21 protein-coding genes are annotated in these 23,697 nt (G+C 72.0%); 11 read left to right on the plus strand and 10 right to left on the minus strand.

Going from position 1 to position 23,697, the window contains the following annotated elements:
* Positions 1–3 precede the first annotated feature (3 nt).
* The 3 genes from AC3YNX_RS07640 to AC3YNX_RS07650 all read right to left on the minus strand — a co-directional run bounded on the left by AC3YNX_RS07640 (position 4) and on the right by AC3YNX_RS07650 (position 7,910).
* Complete coding sequence (locus AC3YNX_RS07640) at positions 4–1,452, minus strand: glutamate synthase subunit beta (RefSeq protein ID WP_127782047.1); 1,449 nt, start codon at positions 1,450–1,452, stop codon at positions 4–6.
* A complete protein-coding gene (gltB, locus tag AC3YNX_RS07645; protein WP_489995095.1) occupies positions 1,445–6,025 on the minus strand; it encodes a glutamate synthase large subunit in 4,581 nt (1,526 codons plus the stop codon). Before gltB ends, AC3YNX_RS07640 begins: the two co-directional genes overlap by 8 nt.
* A 253-nt stretch (positions 6,026–6,278) precedes the next feature.
* Positions 6,279–7,910 carry an ABC-F family ATP-binding cassette domain-containing protein gene (locus tag AC3YNX_RS07650; protein ID WP_489995096.1) on the minus strand — a complete coding sequence of 544 codons (1,632 nt, stop codon included), beginning with the start codon at positions 7,908–7,910 and terminating at the stop codon, positions 6,279–6,281.
* 87 nt (positions 7,911–7,997) lie between these two features.
* On the opposite strand from AC3YNX_RS07650, the gene AC3YNX_RS07655 reads away from it, so the two are divergent.
* The 4 genes from AC3YNX_RS07655 (at position 7,998) to AC3YNX_RS07670 (ending at position 11,322) form a co-directional block, all read left to right on the plus strand.
* Positions 7,998–9,659, plus strand: coding sequence for a DUF885 domain-containing protein (locus tag AC3YNX_RS07655; protein WP_489995097.1), 1,662 nt, complete (start codon positions 7,998–8,000; stop codon positions 9,657–9,659).
* Complete coding sequence (locus tag AC3YNX_RS07660; RefSeq protein ID WP_127782051.1) at positions 9,656–10,396, plus strand: tyrosine-protein phosphatase; 741 nt, start codon at positions 9,656–9,658, stop codon at positions 10,394–10,396. The genes AC3YNX_RS07655 and AC3YNX_RS07660 overlap by 4 nt, the downstream gene beginning before the upstream one ends.
* 78 nt (positions 10,397–10,474) lie before the next feature.
* On the plus strand, positions 10,475–10,624 hold the full coding sequence (locus AC3YNX_RS07665) for a hypothetical protein (protein WP_489983612.1): 150 nt from the start codon (positions 10,475–10,477) through the stop codon (positions 10,622–10,624).
* A complete protein-coding gene (locus AC3YNX_RS07670; RefSeq protein WP_489995098.1) occupies positions 10,621–11,322 on the plus strand; it encodes a hypothetical protein in 702 nt (233 codons plus the stop codon). The genes AC3YNX_RS07665 and AC3YNX_RS07670 overlap by 4 nt, the downstream gene beginning before the upstream one ends.
* Positions 11,323–11,407: 85 nt before the next feature.
* Here the strand turns inward: AC3YNX_RS07670 and AC3YNX_RS07675 are convergent, their stop codons facing one another.
* Positions 11,408–12,187 (minus strand): enoyl-CoA hydratase/isomerase family protein, encoded by a 780-nt coding sequence (locus AC3YNX_RS07675; RefSeq protein WP_489995099.1) that lies wholly within the window; start codon positions 12,185–12,187, stop codon positions 11,408–11,410.
* Positions 12,188–12,328: 141 nt separating this feature from the next.
* Here AC3YNX_RS07675 and AC3YNX_RS07680 point away from each other — a divergent pair, with 141 nt between their 5' ends.
* The 5 genes from AC3YNX_RS07680 to AC3YNX_RS07700 all read left to right on the plus strand — a co-directional run bounded on the left by AC3YNX_RS07680 (position 12,329) and on the right by AC3YNX_RS07700 (position 16,331).
* Positions 12,329–13,621, plus strand: coding sequence for a cytochrome P450 (locus tag AC3YNX_RS07680; protein WP_127782054.1), 1,293 nt, complete (start codon positions 12,329–12,331; stop codon positions 13,619–13,621).
* 37 nt (positions 13,622–13,658) lie between these two features.
* A complete protein-coding gene (locus AC3YNX_RS07685; protein WP_127782055.1) occupies positions 13,659–13,850 on the plus strand; it encodes a ferredoxin in 192 nt (63 codons plus the stop codon).
* 55 nt (positions 13,851–13,905) lie between these two features.
* Positions 13,906–14,745, plus strand: coding sequence for an aldo/keto reductase (locus AC3YNX_RS07690; RefSeq protein WP_127782056.1), 840 nt, complete (start codon positions 13,906–13,908; stop codon positions 14,743–14,745).
* Positions 14,746–14,859: 114 nt separating this feature from the next.
* Positions 14,860–15,804 (plus strand): helix-turn-helix transcriptional regulator, encoded by a 945-nt coding sequence (locus tag AC3YNX_RS07695; RefSeq protein WP_127782057.1) that lies wholly within the window; start codon positions 14,860–14,862, stop codon positions 15,802–15,804.
* A 194-nt stretch (positions 15,805–15,998) separates the two neighbouring features.
* A complete protein-coding gene (locus tag AC3YNX_RS07700; protein ID WP_127782058.1) occupies positions 15,999–16,331 on the plus strand; it encodes a hypothetical protein in 333 nt (110 codons plus the stop codon).
* Between the two features lie 208 nt (positions 16,332–16,539).
* Here AC3YNX_RS07700 and AC3YNX_RS07705 read toward each other — a convergent pair whose 3' ends face one another.
* Entirely contained in the window at positions 16,540–16,968 is a 429-nt protein-coding gene (locus AC3YNX_RS07705) for a CBS domain-containing protein (RefSeq protein WP_489983616.1), read from the minus strand.
* Positions 16,969–17,086: 118 nt separating this feature from the next.
* Between AC3YNX_RS07705 and AC3YNX_RS07710 the strand changes: the two genes are divergently transcribed.
* Positions 17,087–17,293: a hypothetical protein gene (locus AC3YNX_RS07710; RefSeq protein WP_489995100.1), complete on the plus strand. Its 207-nt coding sequence runs from the start codon at positions 17,087–17,089 to the stop codon at positions 17,291–17,293.
* 13 nt (positions 17,294–17,306) lie between these two features.
* Here the strand turns inward: AC3YNX_RS07710 and AC3YNX_RS07715 are convergent, their stop codons facing one another.
* Genes AC3YNX_RS07715 through AC3YNX_RS07725 form a run of 3 tightly spaced genes read right to left on the minus strand, consistent with a single transcriptional unit; the run spans position 17,307 to position 20,886 of the window.
* Positions 17,307–18,122, minus strand: coding sequence for an FAD binding domain-containing protein (locus AC3YNX_RS07715; protein WP_489983617.1), 816 nt, complete (start codon positions 18,120–18,122; stop codon positions 17,307–17,309).
* Complete coding sequence (locus tag AC3YNX_RS07720) at positions 18,119–18,619, minus strand: (2Fe-2S)-binding protein (RefSeq protein ID WP_127782062.1); 501 nt, start codon at positions 18,617–18,619, stop codon at positions 18,119–18,121. Before AC3YNX_RS07720 ends, AC3YNX_RS07715 begins: the two co-directional genes overlap by 4 nt.
* Positions 18,619–20,886 carry a xanthine dehydrogenase family protein molybdopterin-binding subunit gene (locus AC3YNX_RS07725; RefSeq protein WP_489995101.1) on the minus strand — a complete coding sequence of 756 codons (2,268 nt, stop codon included), beginning with the start codon at positions 20,884–20,886 and terminating at the stop codon, positions 18,619–18,621. The genes AC3YNX_RS07720 and AC3YNX_RS07725 overlap by 1 nt, the downstream gene beginning before the upstream one ends.
* Positions 20,887–21,027: 141 nt before the next feature.
* Between AC3YNX_RS07725 and AC3YNX_RS07730 the strand changes: the two genes are divergently transcribed.
* Entirely contained in the window at positions 21,028–21,924 is an 897-nt protein-coding gene (locus AC3YNX_RS07730) for an oxidoreductase (RefSeq protein WP_489995102.1), read from the plus strand.
* Here AC3YNX_RS07730 and AC3YNX_RS07735 read toward each other — a convergent pair.
* Together AC3YNX_RS07735 and AC3YNX_RS07740 are read right to left on the minus strand one after the other, a co-directional pair.
* Positions 21,878–22,714: a CPBP family intramembrane glutamic endopeptidase gene (locus AC3YNX_RS07735; RefSeq protein ID WP_489995103.1), complete on the minus strand. Its 837-nt coding sequence runs from the start codon at positions 22,712–22,714 to the stop codon at positions 21,878–21,880. The genes AC3YNX_RS07730 and AC3YNX_RS07735 overlap by 47 nt on opposite strands.
* A complete protein-coding gene (locus tag AC3YNX_RS07740) occupies positions 22,711–23,607 on the minus strand; it encodes an NAD(P)H-binding protein (RefSeq protein WP_489995104.1) in 897 nt (298 codons plus the stop codon). The genes AC3YNX_RS07735 and AC3YNX_RS07740 overlap by 4 nt, the downstream gene beginning before the upstream one ends.
* Between the last annotated feature and the right edge of the window lie 90 nt (positions 23,608–23,697).

Raw genomic sequence — 23,697 nt, forward strand, 5'->3', positions numbered from 1 at the left:
AGGTCAGCGCTGTGGCTGGGTGGTCGGCGTCACCGGGGAGGGCAGAGCGGTCTCGCCCTCCAGGAAGGTGTCCACCGCAGCCGCGCACGCGCGACCCTCGGCGATGGCCCACACGATCAGCGACTGACCGCGGCCCATGTCACCGGCCACGAACACCCCGTCGACCGTGCTGGCCCACTGCGTGCTGCGAGCGACGTTGCCGCGCTCGGTGAGCTCCACGCCCAGGTCCTCGATCAGCGGGGTCTTCTCCGGACCGGTGAAGCCCATGGCCAGCAGCACCATGTCGCAGTCCAGCGTGAAGTCGCTGTTCTCGACCTTGGTGAACCTGCCGTCCACCATCACCACCTCGTGCGCGCGCAGGCCGGTGAGCTTGCCGTCCTGGCCGATGAACTCCTCGGTGTTGACGGCGTACACCCGCTCGCCGCCCTCCTCGTGGGCCGAGGAGGTGCGGAAGATCAGCGGGTAGGTCGGCCACGGCGTGCTGACGTCGCGCTGTGCCGACGGCTTGGCCATGATCTCGAACTGGTGCACCGTCTCCGCGCCCTGGCGCAGCGCAGTTCCCAGGCAGTCCGCGCCGGTGTCACCGCCACCGATCACCACGACCTTCTTCTTCCAGGCCGAGACGGGGGAGACCTCGAGGTCGCCCTGCTGCACCCGGTTGGCCGGGGGCAGGTACTCCATCGCCTGGTAGATGCCCTCGAGCTCACGGCCGGGGATGGGCAGGTCGCGCCACTGGGTGGCTCCGCCGGCCAGCACCACCGCGTCGAAGTCCTCGCGGAGCTGCTCGACCGTGATGTCCACCCCGACGTTGACGCTGGTGCGGAACTGCGTGCCCTCCGCGGTCATCTGCTCCAGGCGCCGGTCGATGTGGCGCTTCTCCATCTTGAACTCGGGGATGCCGTAGCGCAGCAGGCCGCCGATGCGGTCGGCCCGCTCGAACACCGTCACCGTGTGCCCGGCCCGGGTCAGCTGCTGGGCCGCGGCGAGGCCGGCCGGCCCGGAGCCGACGACGGCCACCGACTTGGCGGTCAGCTTGGTCGGCCGGATCGGCTTGACCCAACCCTCGTCGAAGGCGCGGTCGATGATCTCGACCTCCACCTGCTTGATGGTGACCGGGTCGTCGTTGATGCCCAGCACGCAGGCTGCCTCGCACGGCGCCGGGCACAGCCGCCCGGTGAACTCCGGGAAGTTGTTGGTGGCGTGCAGGCGGACGTTGGCCTCGGACCACTCGTCCTTGTAGATCAGGTCGTTCCAGTCCGGAATCAGGTTGCCCAGCGGACAACCGTTGTGGCAGAACGGGATTCCGCAATCCATGCACCGGCTGGCCTGGGTGCGGAGCCGGTCGTCCTGGAACTCCTCGTACACCTCTTTCCAGTCCAGCAGGCGGAGCTCGACCGGCCGCCGGGTGGGGAGCTCCCGCTCGTGCTTCAGGAAACCGCGCACGTCACCCACGAGCGGCCGCCATGATTGCCTCGTCCACGTTGCTTCCATCCTTCTGTGCAGTCTCGATCGCCAGCAGCACCCGCTTGTACTCGCGGGGCATGACCTTGACGAAGTGTCCGACCTGGTTGGGCCAGTCGGCCAGGATCCGGGTGGCGACGTCGGAGTCGGTGCAGGAGCGGTGCTCCTCGATGATCTCGCGCAGCCACTCGCTGTCCGCGCCGACCTCCTCCAGGTCCACCATCTCGCGGTTGAGGTCGGCGGGGAAGACGCCCTCGGGGTCGTAGACGTAGGCCTCGCCGCCGGACATGCCGGCACCGAAGTTGCGCCCGGTCTCGCCGAGGATGACCACCTTGCCGCCGGTCATGTACTCGCAGCCGTGGTCACCCACGCCCTCGACCACCGCGGTGGCGCCGGAGTTGCGCACCGCGAACCGCTCACCCACCAGTCCGCGGACGAACGCCTTGCCGTTGGTGGCGCCGTAGAGCAGCACGTTGCCGGCGATGGTGTTGTCCTCGGCCACGAAGCCCTTGGCCGAGTTGAGCGGCGGACGCACCACGACGTGCCCGCCGGAGAGACCCTTGCCGACGAAGTCGTTGGCGTCGCCGAAGAGCCGCAGGGTGATCCCACGGGGCAGGAACGCCCCCATGCTCACCCCGGCGGAGCCGGTGAGGGTGATGTCGATGGTGCCGTCGGGCAGCCCCGCGCCACCGTAGAGCTTGGTCACCTCGTGCCCCAGCATGGTGCCCACGGTGCGGTTGACGTTGTTGATCTCCGTGGAGATCTGCACCGGGGTGCCGTGGTTGAGGGCCTCCTGGCTCTCCGCGATCAGCCGCTGGTCCAGCGCCTTGTCCAGCGCGTGGTCCTGGGTGCCCGTGCAGTGCAGGTCCTGGTTCATGAAGGCCGACTCCGGCTGGTGCAGGATCGGCGTCAGGTCCAGCTTGGCGGCCTTGTAGTGGTCGATCGCCCCGGCGGTGTCCAGCATCTCGACGTGGCCCACGGCCTCCTCGATGCTGCGGAAGCCGAGCTCGGCGAGCAGCTCGCGGACCTCCTCGGCGATGTAGGTGAAGAAGTTGACCACGAACTCGGGCTTGCCGTTGAACTTCTCGCGCAGCAGCGGGTTCTGCGTGGCCACGCCCACCGGGCAGGTGTCGAGGTGGCAGACCCGCATCATGATGCAGCCGGAGACCACCAGGGGGGCGGTGGCGAAGCCGAACTCCTCCGCGCCCAGCAGGGCGGCGACCACCACGTCGCGGCCGGTCTTGAGCTGGCCGTCCACCTGCACCACGATGCGGTCGCGCAGGCCGTTGAGCAGCAGCGTCTGCTGCGTCTCGGCCAGGCCCAGCTCCCACGGGGTGCCGGCGTGCTTGAGCGAGGTCAGCGGGGTGGCGCCGGTGCCACCGTCGTGGCCGGAGATGAGCACCACGTCGGCGTGCGCCTTGGACACCCCGGCGGCGACCGTGCCCACGCCGATCTCCGAGACCAGCTTGACGTGCACCCGTGCGGACGGGTTCGCGTTCTTCAGGTCGTGGATCAGCTGGGCCAGGTCCTCGATCGAGTAGATGTCGTGGTGCGGCGGCGGGCTGATGAGCCCGACGCCGGGCGTGGAGTGCCGAGTCTTGGCGACCCACGGGTACACCTTGTGCGCGGGCAGCTGGCCGCCCTCGCCGGGCTTGGCGCCCTGGGCCATCTTGATCTGGATGTCGTCGGCGTTGGTCAGGTACTCCGAGGTGACCCCGAAGCGGCCCGACGCCACCTGCTTGATGGCCGAGCGGCGCAGGTCGCCGTTGGCGTCGGCGGTGAACCGCGCGACGTCCTCGCCACCCTCACCGGTGTTGGACTTGCCGCCGAGGCGGTTCATCGCGATGGCGAGGGTCTCGTGCGCCTCGGCGGAGATGGAGCCGTAGCTCATCGCGCCGGTGGAGAAGCGCTTGACGATCTCGCTGGCCGGCTCCACCTCGTCGATGGAGATGGGCTCGCGCTCGTCGGTGCGCAGCCGGAACAGCCCGCGCAGCGACGCCAGCTGCTCCGCCTGGTCGTTCACCAGCGCGGTGTACTCCTTGAAGACGTCGTAGCGCCCGGCGCGGGTGGAGTGCTGGAGCTTGAACACCGTGTCCGGGTTGAACAGGTGGTACTCGCCCTCGCGGCGCCACTTGTACTCGCCACCCACCTCGAGCTCGCGGTAGGCGCGCTCCTCGGGACGGTCCGGGAAGGCGTTGCGGTGGCGCACGGCGATGTCCGCGGCGATCTCGTCCAGGCCGATGCCGCCGAGGCGGCTGGTGATGCCGGTGAAGTACTCCCCGACCAGCTCCTCCGACAGCCCGATGGCCTCGAAGACCTGGGCGCCGGTGTAGGAGGCGAGGGTGGAGATGCCCATCTTGGACATCACCTTGAGCACGCCCTTGCCCGCGGCCTTGACGTAGTTCTGGATCAGCTGGTCCAGCGTCAGGTCGTTGTCGCGCAGCCGGCCCCGGTCGAGCAGGTCCTCGAGGGTCTCGAAGGCCATGTAGGGGTTGATCACCGCGGCGCCGAACCCGATGAGCAGGGCCATGTGGTGCACCTCGCGGGCGTCACCGGCCTCCACGATCAGGCCCACCTTGGTGCGGCTGCGCTCGCGCACCAGGTGGAAGTGCACCGTGGCGGTGAGCAGCAGGGAGGGGATCGGCGCCAGCTCGGCGGAGGAGTTGCGGTCGCTGAGCACGATCAGCGCGGCGCCGTCGGCGATGGCCGCGGAGACCTGGCGGCGGATGTCGTCCAGCGCCGCGGCCAGGCCGGGGCCGCCATCGGCCACCGGGTACAGCCCGGAGATGACGGCCGAGCGGAAGCGCGGCTGGTCCCCGTCGTCGTTGGCGTGGATCAGCTTGGCCAGGTCGTCGTTGTCCACGATCGGCTGCGGCAGGATGATGTGCCGGCACGACTCCGGGGTGGGGTCCAGCAGGTCGCCCTCGGGCCCGATCGTGTTGCCCAGGCTGGTCACCAGCTCCTCGCGGATGGCGTCCAGCGGCGGGTTGGTCACCTGGGCGAACAGCTGCGAGAAGTAGTCGAACAGCAGCCGCGGACGCTTGGACAGCACCGCGATGGGGGTGTCGGTACCCATCGACCCGATCGCCTCGGCGCCGGTGGTGGCCATCGGGGCCAGCAGCAGCTCCAGCTCCTCGGCGGTGTAGCCGAACATCTGCTGCCGGCGCAGCACCGACTCGTGGGAGTTGCGCACGTGCGGGCGGGCCGGCAGGTCGGCCAGCTTGACCACGCCCTGTGCCAGCCACTCGCCGTAGGGGTGCTCGGCAGCGAGCTCGGACTTGAGCTCCTTGTCGCTGACGATGCGGCCCTGGGCGGTGTCGACCAGCAACATGCGACCGGGCTTGAGGCGGATCTTGCGGACCACGGTCTCCGGGTCGATGTCCAGGACGCCGACCTCGGAGGCCATCACCACCAGGCCGTCCTCGGTCACCCACACCCGGGAGGGGCGCAGGCCGTTGCGGTCGAGCACCGCGCCGACCACGGTGCCGTCGGTGAACGCCACCGAGGCGGGTCCGTCCCAGGGCTCCATGAGCGCGGCGTGGTAGCGGTAGAAGTCCCGCTTGGCGGGGTCCATGGTGGCGTGCTTCTCCCACGCCTCCGGGATCATCATCAGCACGGCGTGCGGCAGGCTGCGCCCGCCCAGGTGCAGCAGCTCCAGCACCTCGTCGAAGCGTGCGGTGTCGGAGGCACCCGGCGTGCAGATGGGGAACAGGCGCTCCAGGTCACCGAACTTGTCGGTGTTGATCAGCGCCTCGCGGGCCCGCATCCAGTTCTCGTTGCCGTTGACGGTGTTGATCTCACCGTTGTGGGCGACGAGCCGGTACGGGTGCGCCAGCGGCCAGGAGGGGAACGTGTTGGTGGAGAACCGGGAGTGCACCAGCGCGAGCGCGCTGTCCATCCGGTCGTCCTGCAGGTCGAGGTAGAACTCGCGCAGCTGCGGGGTGGTGAGCATGCCCTTGTAGACGAACGTGCGTCCGGACAGGCTGGGGAAGTAGGCGGTCTCCCGACCCTGGCCCCGGCCGGGCCCCTCGGTGCCCAGCTCGCGGGCCACCCGCTTGCGCACCACGAAGCACTTGCGCTCGAGGTCCATGCCGGTAACAGCGCCATCCTCGGCCGCGATGAACAGCTGACGGAACGTCGGCATCGCGTCACGGGCGAGAGCCCCCAGGGAGGACTGATCCACCGGAACCTCGCGCCAGCCCAGGACCTTGAGGCCCTCGCTGACCACCACCTGCTCGATCTGCTCGGCGGCGGCGACGGCCTCGCTGGCGGCCTGCGGCAGGAACACGATGCCGGTGGCGTAGCTGCCCGGCTCGGGCAGCTCGAAGTCGCAGACGGCACGGAAGAACGTGTCGGGAACCTGGATGAGGATGCCGGCGCCGTCGCCGCTGTTCTGCTCGGCACCGGCAGCACCACGGTGGTCGAGGTTGATCAGTGCGGCGATGCCCTTGTCGACGATGTCTCTGCTACGACGGCCGTGCATGTCCACGACGAAGGCGACACCACAGGCGTCGTGCTCGTTGGCGGGGTCGTACAGGCCTTGCCGGCCAGGCAGTTCACTCATTGGTCGCTTTCAGCAGCGGGGAACACGGAGATTGCACCACTCGGGACGACACTGGCCCGATGGATCACGATACCTGACGCTGCACAGTCCGGGCGGCCCTCGGGCCGCGCTCTGGTGGCTGACCGGTGCGGCTCTTGAACAGACCGGTCAGCAAATAATCGAATCGGGTTTTGCCCGAAGGGGAACGTTAGGTCATGGGAGCCCTTCCGCGCCAAGTCAGAACGACGGGCAGTGACTCCCACCACTCACCGCGTCACTCGCTGTCGTGCAACCGGCCGGCGGTCAGCTGCCAGCGGCGGGTGCTGCGCACGGTGGTGAGCATCCGGCGGTCGTGGGTCACCAGCAGCAGGGTCCCGGCGTAGTCCTCCAGCGCCTGCTCCAGCTGCTCGATGGCCGGCAGGTCGAGGTGGTTGGTGGGCTCGTCGAGCACCAGCAGGTTCACCCCGCGGGCCTGCAGCAGCGCCAACCCGGCGCGGGTCCGCTCACCGGGGGACAGCGACGCGGCGCTGCGGCCCACGTGCGCCCCGCGCAGCCCGAACTTGGCCAGCAGGGTGCGCACCTCGGCGTCGGGCAGCTCGGGGACCGCCTCGCCGAACGCGCGGGCCAGGCTCTGCTCGCCCAGGAAGGCCCGCCGAGCCTGGTCCACCTCGCCCAGCTGCACGCCGCTGCCCAGGTGGGCGGTGCCCGAGGTGGGCTGCAGCCGGCCCAGCAGCAGTCCCAGCAGGGTGGACTTGCCGGAGCCGTTGGCGCCGGTGAGCACGATGCGGTCGCCGACGTCCACCTGCACGGTGACCGGACCCAGGGTGAAGTCGCCGCGCTGCACCACGGCACCGTCCAGCGCGGCCACCACCGAGCCGCCGCGCGGGGCGGCGGCGATGGACATCCGCAGCTCCCACTCCTTGCGCGGCTCCACCACCTCCTCCAGCCGCTCGATGCGCCGCTCGGTCTGGCGGGCCTTGGCCGCCTGCTTCTCGCTGGCGTCGGCCTTGAACTTGCGGCTCTGCTTGTCGGAGTCGTTGGCCGACTTCTTGGCCTTGCCCACCCCGGCCTTCATCCAGCCCCGCTGCATGCGGGCCCGGTCCTCCAGGCCCGAGCGGGTGTCGGCGTAGTCGTCGTAGGCCTCGCGGGCGTGCCTGCGGGCGGTCTCGCGCTCGGTCCGGTAGGCCTCGTACCCGCCGGAGTACTGGCCCACCTGCTGCTGCGCGAGGTCCAGCTCCACCACCCGGTTGACGGTGCGGGCCAGGAACTCGCGGTCGTGGCTGACGATCACCGCGGGGGTGCTGAGCTGGCTGACGAAGCGCTCCAGGCGGGCCAGCCCGTCCAGGTCCAGGTCGTTGGTCGGCTCGTCCAGCAGCAGCACGTCGTAGCGCGACAGCAGCAGCGAGGCCAGCCCGGCACGCCCGGCCTGCCCACCGGAGAGGCTGGTCATCGGGGCGCTCAGGTCGGCGCCCAGCCCGAGGTCGGCGACCACCGCCTGGGCGCGCTCGGGCAGGTCCGCCCCACCCAGGGCGAGCCAGCGCTCCAGCAGCGCGGAGTAGTCCTCGCCGCCGCCGGTGGCCATCTCCTCCGCCGCGGCGTCCATCAGCCGCTCAGCCTCGGTGACGCCGGTGCGGCGGCCCAGGAAGTCCAGCACCGTCTCGCCGGGCACCCGGTCGGGCTCCTGCGGCAGGTAGCCGACGGTGGCGTCGGGCGGGCTCAGTGCCACGGTGCCCTCGGCGGGGCGGTGCAGGCCGGCGAGGATGCGCAGCAGGGTGGACTTGCCGGCCCCGTTGGCGCCCACCAGGCCGACCACGTCGCCCGGGGCCACCACCAGGTCGACGTCGGAGAACAGGGTCCGCTCCCCGTGGGCGGCGGCGAGGGCGGTGGTCTGCAGCGTTGCGCTCATGGTGGGGCCTGACAGTACTGGCGGGCCGAACCCGTCCTGGCGGCTGCCGGGGTGCGCGGGAGGGAGGTGGGCGGGGAAGATGCGGGCATGGCTGACACTCCCCGGCAGATTGCGGACCGCTACCTGGACGGGGTGGCTCGGCTGAGCCCCACGGTGTCCACCGAGCTGGGGCTGCCCTACGGCACCGGCGAGCTGGACGACTTCTCCCCGGCCGGCACCGCCGCGCAGCTGCAGCTGGTGCGGGCCACCCTCGGCGCGCTGGCCGACGCTGACGCGACCGACCCGGTGGAGGCGCGCTGCGCCACGCTGCTGCGCGAGCGGCTGGAGGCCGAGCTGGCCCAGATCGAGCACGGCGAGGACCTGCGGGCCATCCGCAACCTGTTCTCCCCGATGCACTCGGTGCGGGAGATCTTCACGATGATGCCCACCGAGACCGAGGCGGACTGGGAACAGGTGCGCCTGCGCCTCACCGCGGTGCCGCGCGCCTACGCCGGGTACACCGAGTCGCTGCGGGAGGGGGTGCGGCAGGGGCTGCTCGCGGGGCCGCGGCAGGTGAGCACCGCCATCGACCAGCTCACCGCCTGGCTGGACAGCCGCTACTGGGCCGAGCTGGTCGCCCCGGCACCGGAGTCGATGGCGGCAGGGCTGGCGGCCGCGGCCGACGAGGCCACCGGAGCGTGCGTGGCGCTGCGGGAGTTCCTGCGCGACACCTACGCGCCGGTCGCCGCGGTGGAGCCGGACACCGTGGGCCCGGAGCGCTACGCCCGCTGTGCGCGGTACTGGACCGGCTCCGACGTGGACCTGCAGGAGGCCTACGCCTGGGCGTGGGAGGAGTTCGCCCGCATCGACACCGACCTCCGTGCGGAGGCCCAGCGGGTGCGGGCCGGCGCCACCCCGGCCGAGGCGATGGCCCTGCTGGCCAGCGAGGGCGAGGCGGTGGAGGGCGTGGAGCAGGTGCGCCAGCGGCTGCAGGCGATGATGGACACCGCCGTGGCCGAGCTGGACGGCACCCACTTCGACCTGGCCGAGCCGGTGCAGAAGGTGGAGGCGATGATCGCCCCCGCCGGGGGTGCCGCCGCGCCGTACTACACGCCGCCGTCGCTGGACTTCTCCCGCCCGGGCCGCACCTGGCTGCCCACCATGGGCCAGCAGCGCTTCCCGCTGTGGGACCTGGTGAGCACCTGGTACCACGAGGGTGTGCCCGGCCACCACCTGCAGCTGGCGCAGTGGATCCTGGTGGCCCCGCAGCTGAGCAAGTACCAGACCACCCTGGGCATGGTCAGCGCCAACGCGGAGGGCTGGGCGCTGTACGCGGAGCGGCTGATGGACGAGCTGGGCTACCTGCGCACCCCGGGCGAGCGCATCGGCTACCTCGACGCCCAGCAGATGCGGGCGGTGCGGGTGATCATCGACATCGGCATGCACTGCCAGCTGAGCATCCCCGACGACGCCGACTTCCATCCCGGCGAGCAGTGGACCCCGGAGCTGGGCCGGGAGTTCTTCGGGCTGCACTGCGGGCGCAGCGCGGAGTTCGCCGACTCCGAGCTGATCCGCTACCTCGGGATGCCCGGCCAGGCCATCAGCTACAAGCTGGGGGAGCGGGCCTGGCTGCGGGGCAGGGAGCTGGCCCGCGCCGAGCAGGGGGACAGCTTCGACCTCAAGCGCTGGCACATGGCCGCGCTGTCCATGGGCTCGCTGGGCCTGGACGACCTGGTGGACGCGCTGCGCACGGCCGGGGCACCGGCATGAGCCCGCGCGAGCTGGACCTGCAGGGCGCGGTCAACGTCCGCGACCTGGGCGGGCTGCCCACCGCCGACGGTCGGACGGTGCGCAGCGGGCGGCTGCTGCGCTCCGACAGCCTCTCGGAGCTGACCGAGTCCGACGTCCGCACCCTGGTGGACGAGCTGCAGCTGGAGCTGATCATCGACCTGCGCGCGGCCGCGGAGGTGGAGCGCGACGGGCGGGGCCCGCTGGCCCAGCGGCCGGTGCGCTTTGCCAACCTGCCGCTGCAGGGCCAGCACCAGGTGCGCCTGGACCTGGCCGCCGACGCCGGGCAGGACGGTGACCTGGCGGCGCACTACGCCAGCTACCTGGAGCACAGCGGCCCGAACCTGGTGGCTGCTGCGCGCCTGCTGGGCCAGACCCGCACGGCCTCGGTGGTGCACTGCGCGGCCGGCAAGGACCGCACCGGCATCCTCGTGGCCCTGGTGCTGCAGGCCCTCGGCGTGGCCGCGGAGGAGGTGGTGGCCGACTACGCCGCCACCGCCGCGAACATGCCGCGGGTGCGGGAGCGGCTGTTCCGCAGCCCCAGCGCCCAGCTCCGCGAGACCTTCACGGTGCCCGACTGGATCCTGGCCGCGGAGCCGGACACCATGCGCCGCTTCCTGACCCACCTCGACGGGTGGGGTGGGGCGGCGGCCTACCTTGCTGACCAGGGGTTTTCCCACGCGGAGCTGGTCGCTCTGCGTGACAACCTGCTCACCTGAGCAGTGGTGGCCGAGTCCGGCTCGCGCAGTCATCATCGAAGGGGAACACCGGACTGACCACGGCAGAGGGAGCGCCCCATGTGCAACATCGGTATGGAGATCCGGGAAGTCGAGTTCGAGCCGCTGGAGCCGGCGGTGGAGGCTCCGGTGTCCATCCCTGAGTCGGCGGAGGCTCCGGCGGACGCCGACCAGCAGCCGGCGCGGCAAGGGCCAGGCAGGACCCGGTGAGCACGGCGCGGGGCGGTTTCGTCGGCCCCGCCGCGCTGGTGCCCGGCGAGCTGCGGGGCTACCGGCAGTTCCGGCTGGAGGGCGACGGGCTCTACCCGCTGGTGCAGGCCGCGCTCGGTCCGTGGAGCGGGGGCGTGCAGCAGGCGGTGTGCGGCAACGGCGCCGAGCACGGCGCGCCGGACAGGGACTGCAGCTGCGGGCTCTACGGCTGGTACCACCCGGACAGCGCCACCGGGTTCGTGGACGAGGTGAGCGCGGTGGTCGCGGTGCGGGGCCGCAGCATCCTCGGGGAGCAGGGCTTCCGGGCGGCGGCCGCGCGCATCGAGGCCGTGGCGCTGCCGTGGTCGATGTGGGCCCGGCCGGGCGCGGCGCGGCGGGCCAGGCGGATGCTCGCCACCCGCTACCCCCACGCCAAGCGCTACACCTCGCGCCGCAAGATGGTGCGCGACCACCCCCCGTCCGACCTGCGGGAGCTGGGCATCGACGCCACCCCCGGGGTGGCGCGCCGGCACATGCGGGCCGCCCTGTGCGTGTGGGTGGTGGCGCTGGTGGGCTTCTACTCCGCCGCTCTGCTGCTGCCCCAGGGCCCGCCCGCGCACTGGGGCTGGATCGCCGTCGTCATCGGTCTGGTGACGGCCCAGGTGGGTGCGGTGCCGCTGGTGGCCCGGCTGATCGGCGACCAGAAGGGTTCGGGCTGAGCGCAGCCACGCGCCGCAGTGAAAGGGCCGCAGTGAAAGGGCCTCAGGGGGAGCGCCTCAGTGAAAGCGCCTCAGGGGGAGCGCCTCAGTGAAAGCGCGGGGTGCGTCGCTCCACGAAGGCCCGCACCCCTTCCCGGCCGGCCGGGGACTCCGCGCGGGCCGCGATGGACTGCGCCTCCGCGTCCAGGTGCTCGGCCAGGCCCCGGTGGTTGCCGTCGCGCAGCAGACCCTTGATCGCCCCGAGGGCGCCGGTGGGACCCTGGGCCAGCTGCGTGGCCAGCGCCAGCGCGTGCTCGGCCACGTCGTCGTCGGCGACCAGCCGGCTCACCAGGCCCAGCTCGTGCGCCTGGCGGCCGGTGAGGGTGCCGTCGGTGAGCAGCAGGTCGCGGGCCCGGGCGGCGCCGATGATGCGGGGCAGCGTCCAGGACATGCCGCCGTCGGGGGAGAAGCCCAGCGCCGGGTAGGCCGGGCGGAAGCTGGTGCCGGGACCGGCCACCACCAGGTCGGCCACGCACGCCACGCTCATCCCGGCGCCGGCGGCCCAGCCGTGCACCGCGGCGACCACCGGCACCGGTGCCTCGCTGAGCGCGAGCACGAAGGTGTGGAAGCTGCGGGCCACCGCGCCCACGTAGCCCGCGACGTCCTCGGCGGCGGCGAAGGCGCGCACGTCGCCGCCGGTGCAGAAGCTGGACCCGGTGCCCACCAGCAGGATGGCGCCGGTGCCGTCGTCGGGGGTGATGGCCCCGATGGCGGCTGCTGCCTCCCGCAGCGCGTCGTCGTTGAGCGAGGACCCCTTGGCCCCGGTGGAGATGGTGCAGCGCAGCACCCGTCCCACGTGCTCCACGTAGCCAGCCGACTCAGACATCAGACCTCCTGGTTAGCAATCGATTTCGCCCAGCATGCCGTGCCGGCCCGGGCCGGGGCGCCGATGGCCGGCTCGGCTTGTACATGGCGGGCAAGGGTGTAAAGGTGATGGGCGTCACCGCACGAGCGAGGAGCACGCGCAATGAGCACCAGTGAGCTGACCGGCAGCGCTGCCGAACGAGCCGCACGCCCGTACGACGAGGTGGACCTGTCGTCCATGGACTTCTGGTCGGCGACGGCGCAGGAGCGGGAGCGGGTCTTCGCGGTGCTGCGGGCCGAGCGTCCGGTGTCCTGGCACCGCCCCGCCGCGGAGCCGCTCATCGAGGACCCCAACGACCAGGGCTTCTGGGCGGTGGTGCGCCACGCCGACCTCATCGAGGTGACCAAGCGGCACGAGGACTTCCTCTCCGGCGAGGGCATCATGTTCGACTCCGTGCCCCAGGAGCTGCTCGACGGGGCCCAGGGGTTCATCGCCATGGATCCGCCGCGGCACACCAAGGTGCGCCGGCTGCTCACGGCGGCGTTCACGCCCAAGCAGATACGGCGCATCGACGACCAGATCCGAGCCAACGCGCGCCGGGTGGTCGACGCCATCGCCGCCAAGGGTGAGGCCGACTTCGCCACCGACGTCGCCGCGCTGCTGCCGGCCTACAACATCTTCGACATGGTGGGCGTGCCCGAGGCCGACCGGGAGCGCATCCTCGCCTCCTCGCAGTTCGCCGGCGGCATGCACGACCCGGAGGTGATGGGTGGGCGCGAGGTGCTGCCCACCCTGTTCGAGTCCATGCTCGAGCAGCGGGAGTACGTCGGCGGGCTCATCGCCCAGCGCCGGGAGAACCCCACCCCGGACCTGCTCACCGCGCTCACCCAGGCCGAGGTGGACGGCGAGCGCCTCACCGACATGGAGATCATCTCCTTCTTCGGGCTGCTCATGGTGGCCGGCACCGACACCACCCGGCAGAGCCTGAGCCACGGCATGCAGGCGCTGCACGACTTCCCCGACCAGCGAGCGTGGCTGATGGCGGACTTCGACGGCCGCATCGCCATGGCGGTGGAGGAGATGGTCCGGTGGGCCACCCCCATCATGACCTTCCGCCGCACCGCCGCCCGCGACTGCGAGCTGGCCGGTCAGCGCATCACCGCCGGGGACAAGGTGGTGATGTTCTACGCCTCCGCCAACTGGGACACCGAGGTGTTCGACCACCCCGAGCGGCTCGATCTCTCCCGCCACCCCAACCACCACATCAGCTTCGGTGGCGGCGGCATCCACCACTGCCTGGGCGGCCAGCTCGCCCGCCAGCAGATCCGTGCCCTGTGGGACGAGGTGCTGCACCGCCTGCCCGACATCCACGTCAGCGGGGAGCTGCTGCCCACCCGGAGTAACTTCTTCCACGGCGTGAACCACCTGCCGGTCCGCTTCACCCCGGCCCGGTGAGCCGACGCGTGCCCGATCCCGAACCCGAGGAGTGTCCGTGAAGATCGAGTTCAACGAGAACGCGTGTGCCTCCACCGGCATGTGCGAGGCGGTGGCGCCAGACCTCTTCGAGATCGGCGACGACGGCTACCTGCACATCCTGGACACCACACCCGCGGACGAGCAGCGCGCGCTGGTGGAGGAGGCGGTCAGCTCCTGCCCCACGGGAGCGCTGTCGCTGGCGGACTGACCAGCACGTTCCGCGCGCGGGGAACACGGTGGCCTCGGGCCCGGTTGCACCCAGCATGACTTCACCGACAACGTCCGTGCCCGCAGTCACCCTGAACGACGGCCACACGATCCCGCAGCTCGGGTTCGGCGTCTTCCAGGTCCCCGCGGAGGAGACCTACGACGCGGTGACCGCCGCTCTGCAGGCCGGCTACCGCAGCATCGACACCGCCAAGGCCTACGGCAACGAGGCGGCGGTGGGTCGCGCGATCGCCGACTCCGGGCTGCCCCGCGGCGAGCTGTTCGTGACCACCAAGCTGTGGAACGACGACCACGGCCACGACTCCGCCCTGCAGGCCTGCGACGCCAGCCTGGCCGAGCTGGGGCTGGACTACCTCGACCTCTACCTCATCCACTGGCCGACGCCCGAGCGCGACCGCTACGTGGCGTCCTACCGGGCGTTCGAGGAGCTCCAGGCCGCGGGCAAGGTGCGCTCCATCGGCGTCTCCAACTTCACCATCGACCACCTCACCCGGCTGATGGACGAGACGTCGGTGGTGCCGGTGGTCAACCAGGTGGAGCTGCACCCGAACTTCACCCAGAAGGAGCTGCGGGCCTTCCACAAGGAGCACGGCATCGTCACCGAGGCGTGGAGCCCGCTGGCCCAGGGCGACCTGCTGGCCGACCCGGCGCTGGTGGCCATCGGCGAGGCGCACGGCAAGACCGCCGCCCAGGTGGTGCTGCGCTGGCACGTGCAGCTGGGCAACGTGGCGATCCCCAAGTCGGTCACCCCGGAGCGGATCGCGGCCAACATCGACGTCTTCGACTTCGAGCTGACCGGCGACGAGATGGTCACCATCGACACCATGGGCAACGGCGAGCGCCGCGGACCGGACCCGGACACCTTCAACGGCTAGTGATCCCGCCCGCTCAAGTTGCCCCACAACGGATTTTGTGGTGGAGCACCCGTTGGGCGGTAGGGCACAATGGCGAAAACCCTGAGACAGGGATGAGCCAGGGGGGACCGCCGCGTGGACAGCGTTGTCGTTGACCGCATCCGGACGACCGAGGTGTCGCCGTCGGACCGGTTCGCCTACTGGGAGCGCTCGGTGAGCTCCAGCCTGCAGCCTGTGCTCATGCGTCCGCTGGGCGGGCACTCCACCGACTTCCGGGCTGAGGCGGTCAGCGCCCGCGCCAACGGCGCCACCATCATGAGCGGGGTGGTGGACCCCTACCGCTCCGAGGTCACCGCCGCGCAGGCCGGCCACCAGGACGCCACCCGCCTGCTGGTCACCCTGCCCAGCGACGGCCAGCTCTTCGTGGACGCCCGGGGCCAGCAGTCCTCCTACGGCCGGCACACCCTGCTGCTGCAGTCCGACGACGAGCCGATCGTCAAGACGCACGCCATCCGGGCGCCGATGGTGCTGCTGTCGGTGAACTCCGCCGAGCTGTCCATCCCGATGACCACGCTGCGCGCCATGATGTTCCGCCCGCTGCGCGTCGATCCAGCGCTCAGCGCCGCCCTCACCGGGGCGGCGCGGGCCGCCCGGCAGAGCGTTGCGCCGCTGGACGCCACCGGCATGGGCCTGTACCTGAACGGCCTGGTCGAGATCTTGGTGCGCTCGGCGATCGGACGGCAGCCGGACCACAGCGGGACCGTCGCCGTGCGGCGGCAGCAGGCCAGGGACGTGGTGCGTGCCCGGCTGGCCGACCCTGCGCTGTCCACCGCCACGGTCGCCGCAGAGCTGGGGATCTCGGTGCGCCGGCTGCAGCAGATCCTGGCTGGCGGCCCCTCGGTGGCCCAGCAGATCCGGGAGCTGCGCATCGCCAAGGCCGGCAAGATGCTGCGCGACCCGATGGCCCGCCGCATGACCATCGCGGAGATCGCGGAAGCCTGCGGCTACCGCGACCACGCGAACTTCTCCCGTTCCTTCCGTGCCAGCACCGGACACACCCCCCGGGAGTACCGGCACTGAGGCTCGACCCGGTAGGTCAAGAGAACTTTGCAATTCACGCAACGCAACTTGCTCGGCGTCAGCAGGCGCAGCCAAGATCGTCGCGAGCCGCGCCCGTGGGGCGGCTCCGGTGACCCTGCTGAAGAGGGGACAGCAGGGTTGCTGGTGGTACCGCTGGATCGGTGGCACCACTCGACGGCGAATATCGTGAGGGCATGAGCACCACCGACACCGTCGAGGGCCTCGAGTCCATGGTCGAGTGGTGCGTCCCCGGGTTCGTGGAGTCGGCCCGACGGGCACGGCTGCCCGGCACCTACCGCGGTGAGCGGTTCTGGCACGGCAAGCCGACCGTCGAGCGCCACAAGTTCTGGACGGTGTCCATCCCGTGCCTGACGACCGAGTCCGGCCGTGCGGTGGCCCGCGTGCACTTCGACGGGCGCTGGGACTGGGTGGTGCGGCCGAGCGAGGGCACGGTGCTGCCCACGGGGCTGGACCAGGTGCAGGCGGCCTTCGACGCCGCTCTGCGAGACGGCGCGGGCTCGCGCTAGCTGCGGGGGTGGATCAGCCGCGGATGGTCTGCACGAGCAGCACCAGCGTCAGGGCGACCACGACGAGCACTGTCAGCGCGACCACGATGAGACCGACGACGACCATGGCGAAACCTCCGTTGTGGGACTCGGTACCGGCCCCTATCGTCGCAGGCCCGTGCTCGGCCGTGCGCAGGAGGGTGGGCGCAGGAGAGTGGGCGCAGGAGGGTCAGCCCTGGGAGATGTAGGCGGTCAGCTGCTCCCGGTCGTGCTCCAGCTCGGCGATGTGGCTCTTGACCACGTCACCGATGCTGACGATCCCGGCCAGTCGGCCCTGCACCAGCACCGGCATGTGCCGGGCCCGCTGCTCGGTCATGGTCACCGAGACGCTGTCCAGGCTGTCCTCGGGGCAGCAGGTGTGCACCGGGCTGGTCATGATGTCGGCCACCTGCTGCTCCAGCAGGGCCGGGCCGAGCCGCTCCAGCCGACGAACCACGTCGCGCTCGGAGACGATCCCCACCACCTCGTCGGCCGTCAGCACCACCGCTGCCCCCACCTCGTGGGCGGCCAGCCGGCTCAGCAGCTCGGGCACCGGGGTGTCCGGTGCGACGGACACCACCTGGACGCCCTTGCTGTGCAACACGTCTGAGATCCGCACGCTGGCCACCTCCCCGCCGCCTGGTGTGACACGGATCACTGCCACGGTGGGGCAAGGGTAGGCGCTCGGCGGGGCGGGGGGAAGGCCTCACCAGGGGCGCATGCGGTAGACAGTCCTCATGACCTCTTCCGAGCAGAACACCCCGGAGCCTGACGGCCAGCGGGCCACCCGCGCCGACCTGCTGCCCGAGGAGCAGGCGGCCGGCAGCGAGAACCCGGACGCCCAGGCCCAGGCCATCCTGGACGACTCCGAGCGCCGCACCGTCGACCCCGACCCGGACGCCAGCAAGCAGTCGGGCCGACGCACCTCCGAGGAGGCCAGCTGAGGCTGGCTCGCTCCTAGCCCGCGGCGGCGCTCTCCAGCGCTCGGCGGGTGAGCTCGCGGGCCAGGTGCCTGCGGTAGTCCTGGCTGGCGTGCATGTCCGCGGTCGGCGAGGTGCCCTCGTCGGCCAGCGCGGCCGCGTCGGCGATCGACGCACCGTTGGCCAGGGCCTGCTCGGTGGCCGTGGCGCGCAGCACCGTGGGGCCCATGTTGGCCAGCGCCACCCGGCCGTCCACGGCGGCCGCGGCGATGATCGGCCAGTCGTTGGCCCGGCGGGTGAACTTCTCGTAGCCCCAGCCGAGGTGGCCGGTGCGCGGGACCCGCACCTCCACCAGCATCTCGTCCTCGCCGACGGCGGTCTCGAAGAACCCGCGGAAGAACTCCGTGGCCGCGACCGTGCGGGTGCCCTGTGGTCCCTGGACCACCAGCGTGCCGCCCAGGGCGAGCACCGCGGTGGGCAGGTCGGAGGCGGCGTCGCCGTGCACCAGCGAGCCGCCGAGGGTGCCGCGGGCGCGCACCTGTGGGTCGCCCACCTGCCCGGCGACGTGGGCCAGCAGCGGCACTTCCGCCTGGGCGACGGTGGAGGTGTGCAGCTCGTTGTCGCGGGTGAGCGCGCCGATGGCCACCTCGTCGGCCTCCACCCGCACGTAGCGCAGCTCGGCCAGCCCGCCGATGTCCACCAGCACCCCGGGCACCGCCATCCGCAGCTTCATCAGCGGCAGCAGCGAGTGCCCACCGGCCAGCAGCTTGGCCTCGTCGCCGTGCTGGGCGAGCAGGCTCAGCGCCTCCTCCACCGAGCCGGCCCGCACGTAGTCGAACTCGGCGGGGATCATGCGCGCACCTCTGCCTCTGCAGGGGTGGACCCTGCCGTGTTCAGCTCGGCGGCGGCCAGGACCGCACGGACGATGTTGTGGTAGCCGGTGCAGCGGCAGAGGTTGCCCTCCAGGCCCTCGCGCACCTCCCGCTCGGTGGGGTGCGGGTTCTCTCGCAGCAGCCCCACGGTGGCGCACACCATGCCCGGGGTGCAGAAGCCGCACTGCAGCCCGTGCTCGGCGCGGAAGGCCTCCTGCACCGGGTGCATGCTGCCGTCCTCGGCGACCAGCCCCTCGGCGGTGGTCACCTCGGAGCCGTCGGCCTGGGCGGCCAGCACGGTGCAGCTCTTCACCGCCTCGCCGTCCAGCAGCACCGTGCAGGCGCCGCAGGAGGAGGTGTCGCAGCCGACGTTGGCCGCGCGGAGCCCGCAGGTCTCCCGCAGGTGGTGCACCAGCAGGGTGCGGGCCTCCACCTCGTCGGTGCGCTGGGCGCCGTTGATGTTCATGCTGACCTGCATCAGGATCCCTCTCCTGCTCGGAGCGCTTCCCACACCCGCATCGAGGTGGTCGGCATGTCGATGTGGCGCACGCCCAGGTGCGCCACGGCGTCGATCACCGCGTTCTGCACCGCCGGGGTGGAGCCGATGGTCCCGGACTCGCCGATGCCCTTGGCGCCCAGCGGGTTCACCGGCGTCGGTGTCTCCATGGAGAGCAGCTCGAAGCTGGGCACCTCGGTGGCGGAGACGATGGGGTAGTCGGCGAAGGTGGAGGTCAGCGGGTTGCCGTCCTCGTCGTAGAGCACCTCCTCCAGCATCGCCTGGGCCGCGCCCTGGGCGATGCCGCCGTGCCGCTGACCCTCGGCGAGCAGCGGGTTGAGGATGCGGCCGGCGTCGTCGGCGGTGATCACCCGCTGCAGGGTGGGCTTGCCGGTGCCGGTGTCCACCTCCACCACGGCCAGGTGGGCGCCGAAGGGGAAGGTGGTGGCCCCCGCGGTGAACGTGGTGTGCACCATCAGCCGCTCCTGCTCGGCCAGCGCCGCGAAGCTGATGCCCACGTCGGTGCCGGCCACCTGCAGCCGGGCGTTGACCTGGTCGACCACCAGGTCGGCGGCGTCGGCCTCGAGCAGCTCGGCGGCGCGGGTGCGCGCCAGCTCCACCAGCTCCTCGGCCGCCTGGTGCACAGCGGCGCCGCCTTGTTGCAGGCTGCGCGAGGCCATCGTGCCGCCACCGACGGGGATGAGGTCGGTGTCGCCGTGCAGCACGGTGATCCGGTCCATCGGGATGCCCAGCCGCTCGCTGGCCAGCATGGCGTAGGAGGTGGCGTGGCCCTGCCCGTGCGGGGAGGTGCCGGTGAGGATGGTGGCGCTGCCGTCGGCGTGCACCTCGATCTCGGCGTCCTCGGCCGGTCCGTCCGGCCCCGCCCCGGTCACCTCGACGTACACCGCCAGGCCCAGGCCCAGCTGGTTGCGGTCGCCGCGGGCCCGGCGCTCGGCCTGCTCCTTGCGCAGCCCGTCGTAGTCGGCCGCGGACAGCACCAGCTCCAGCGCCCGGCTGTAGTCGCCACAGTCGTAGGTGGCGCCGGTGCCGTTGAGACGGGGCTGGTCGAAGGGCTCCATCAGGTTGCGGCGGCGCACCTCGGCGGGGTCCATGCCGATCTCCGCGGCGAACAGGTCCATCGCCCGCTCCACCGCGGCGGTGGCCTCCGGACGACCGGCGCCGCGGTAGGCGGCGATGGTGGTGGTGTTGGTGACCACGCTGCGGACCTTGGTGTGCAGCTTGGCGATGTCGTAGACACCGGGAGCCATCATGCCGGTGAGGATGGGCAGCACCGCGCCGGTGCGTGGGTAGGCCCCGGAGTCCTGCACCAGCTCCAGGGCGTAGGCGGTGACGCGGCCGTCCCGGGTGCCGCCGATGGTGACCACCTGGTCCTGGCCGCGGCCGTGGACCATGCCGGTGAGGTTCTCCGAGCGGGTCTCCACCCAGCGCACCGGGCGGCCCAGGTGCCGGGCGATCCACACGATGAGGGCGAACTCGGGGTCGGCGTTCATCTTGGCGCCGAAGCCCCCGCCCACGTCGGGCGTGCGCACGTGCACCAGCTCGGCGTCCAGGCCCAGCCACGCCGCGATCTCCCGGCGGGTGGCCTGCGCGCCCTGGTTGGAGCACCACACCGTCACCCGGCCGTCGGCGCCCCAGGCCGCGGCGGCGGCGCGGACCTCCATCGGAGCCGGCGCCACCCGCTGGTTGACGATCTCGCGGCGGACCACCACCTCGCAGTCGGCGAAGAAGTCCTCCGGCACCTCCTCGCCCATGGCGAAGACGGTGTTGGTGCCGGCCTCGGGGAAGAGCAGCACCTCGTCGGTGACGGCGTTGGCGGTGCCGATCACGGCGGGCAGCGGATCGATGTCCACCGACACCAGCTCGGCGGCGTCCTCACCCTGGTAGCGCTCCTCGGTGAGCACCGCGGCCACCGGCTCCCCGACGAAGCGGACCACGTCGTGGGCCAGCCACGGGCGGGTCATCGCCTCCGGGAAGAAGGGCATGCCCGGAGGGATGGGGCTCAGCTCGGTGAGATCGGCAGCGGTGATCACCGCGACCACCCCGGGTGCCTGCAGCGCCTCGGAGGTGTCGATCTCCAGGATGCGGCCGTGCGCGGCGGGGGAGCGGACCAGCGTGAGGTGCAGCGCTCCGGTCAGCTGGTCGTCCACCAGGTCGTCGGTGTAGGTGCCACCGGTGGTCAGGAACTTCGGATCCTCGATGCGCACGACCCGCGTGCCCAGGATGCTCATGGCCACACTGTGCCCTGCGTTACACCCTCGGTCAACGGTTGCTGACCCTGCGCTTGCCCGGCGCGCGATCGCTCCGGACGCGCTGCGGCAGACCGCCTTCGCGGTGTCGCCGCGGGCCAGGAGGCCGCCTAGGCTGCCGGCATGACGAAGTGGACAGCTGCCGACATCCCCGACCAGAGTGGACGGACGGCCATCGTCACCGGCGCCAACAGCGGGCTGGGGCTGTGCACCGCCGCCGCGCTGGCGCGGGCCGGGGCCCAGGTGATCCTGGCCTGCCGCGACACCGGCAAGGGCTCCGACGCCGCCAGCCGGATGACCGGCGACGTGGAGGTGCGCCGGCTCGACCTGGCCGACCTGGACTCGGTGCGCCGGTTCGCCGACACCGTGGACGCCCCGGTGGACCTGCTGGTGAACAACGCGGGCGTCATGGCGATCCCGCTGCGGCGCACCGCGCAGGGCTTCGAGATGCAGGTGGGCACCAACCACCTGGGCCACTTCGCGCTCACCGGGCTGCTGCTGGACCGCGTCACCGACCGGGTGGTCACCCTGTCGAGCGTGATGCACCGGATCGGCACCATCCGGCTGGACGACCTCAGCTGGGAGCGCGGCTACCACCAGTGGCCGGCGTACGGGCAGTCCAAGCTGGCCAACCTGATGTTCGCCTACGAGCTGCAGCACCGCCTGGACGCCGCCGGCTCCACCGTGCGCTCGATGGCCGCGCACCCGGGGTACGCCCGCACCAACCTGCAGTCGCGCACGGAGTCGCCGCTGGACGTGGTGACCAACGTGCTCAACCGGGTGTGGGCGCAGTCGGCGACCATGGGGGCGCTGCCCACCCTCTACGCGGCCACCGCGCCGGACCTGCCGGGCGGCACCTACGTGGGCCCGGACGGGCTGGGTCAGCAGCGCGGGCACCCCAAGCCGGTGGGATCCAACCGCCGGTCGCGTGACCGCGAGGTGCAGCGGCGGCTGTGGGACCTCTCCGAGGAGCTCACCGGCGTCGAGTTCGACCTGCCCTCCACCGTGTCGTCGAGCTGAGTGTCGCCGAGCTGAGTGTCGTCGAGCTGAGTGTCGTCGAGCTGACCCGGGTTCCTCCCGGGCCGAGCAGTCCGGAGGACTGCTTGCCGAACAGCGGCGGCAGGTGGCGCAGCATCAGCGCCGACCACGTGACGTGGCTGATCATCGGGGCCTGGATGCCGCCGGTGGCGCGGCGCTGCAGCGCGAACAGGGTGCCCATCGCGGTGGAGGCCAGCACCAGGGCGGGGTTGCGGGTGGCGCAGGTGGCCAGCGTGTACACCGCGGTGGTGGCCAGCACCGGGCGCCCGGTGCCCAGTGCCCCGGCGCCCAGCGCCGCGAACACCGCGCCGCGGTAGAACACCTCCTCGGCCACCCCGTTGGCCAGCGTGGTCAGCAGCACCAGCCGGTCGGCGCCCTCGTCGGAGTACTGCAGCACCGAGGAGATCGCGCGGTCCAGCACCGGCACGTGCCGGGCGACGAGGGCGGCGGCGTAGAAGACGCCGAACGCGCCCGCACCCACCAGCACCGGGACCAGCACGGGCCGGTGCAGCGCCCCGTCCGGGCCGCGGGCCCAGCCCCGGTGCAGCGGCCCCGACGCCAGGCCGCCGGCGGTGTAGGTGGCGGCCACCGCCAGGGTGAGCCCGTAGAACTCGGGCGAGCCCGGCTCGGTGGACAGCGACACCCCCAGCAGCCCGGCCCCGGCCACCGACACCGCGCCCACCACCTTGCGGCGCCGGGCGAAGGCGGCGTCAGGCTCCCAGTGGTCGCGCGGCACCCGCTCCGTCAGCCACGCCGGCGCTGGGATCCTCACAGCTGCAGCAGGGCCTCGGCGCGCTCGGCCAGCGCTGCCCGGACCGAGTCGTCGTAGCTCATCGGCTGAAAGGGCACGACCTGGCGGATGCTGTCGTCGCGCACGACCACCTCGTTGCGCATCGACTCCACCAGCGAGCGGCCGGTCTGGGTGTCCAGGTCGGTGACCAGCGACAACCACCGCGACGACAGCCCCGGCGAGAGCAGCGGCACCGGCACGATCACCAGCGGCCGCTTCTCGATGGCCGCGACCCGCCGCATCATGTCCACGTAGGCCAGCACGTCGGGCCCGCCCACGTCGAAGGCGCGCCCCCGCGCCTCGGGTGCCTGCAGCACGCCCACCAGGTAGCGCACCACGTCGTCGATGGCGATGGGCTGGGTGCGGGTGCGCACCCAGCGCGGGGTGACCATGGCCGGCAGGTGCTCCACCAGCTGGCGGGTCAGCTCCCAGGAGATGCCCCCGTGGCCGACGATGATGCCGGCGCGCAGCGTGGTCACCGGCACGCCCGCCGAGCCCAGGGCGTGCTCCACCTCGCGGCGGCTGCGCAGGTGCTCGGAGAGGTCGTCGTCGTCGTCGCCGAGCCCGCCCAGGTAGACGATGCGCTCCAGGCCCGCGTCCGCGGCGGCCTGGGCGAAGTTCTCCGCGGCGGCCAGGTCGCGCTGCTGGAAGTCGGCGGCGTCCAGGGAGTGCACCAGGTAGTAGGCCGCCGCGCAGCCCTGCAGCGCGGTGGCGAGCGAGCCGGCATCGTGCACGTCGCCGTAGACCGCCTCACCCGCGCCGTCGTAGGTGTCGGGGTGACGCGTCATGGCCCGCACCTCCTGCCCAGCCTCGACAAGGGCAGGGCACAGTCGTTGACCCACGAAACCGGACGAACCCGCAACCAGAACACGCATGTCCCCAGGATCGCTGGTGCGGCGCGGTTGCGCTCGTCCTGGCTGTGGTGGGGGAGCAGCGGCGTTCACCTTCCGGACACCTTGGTGGTA

This window comes from Rhodococcus sp. Z13_19A (assembly GCF_058133575.1).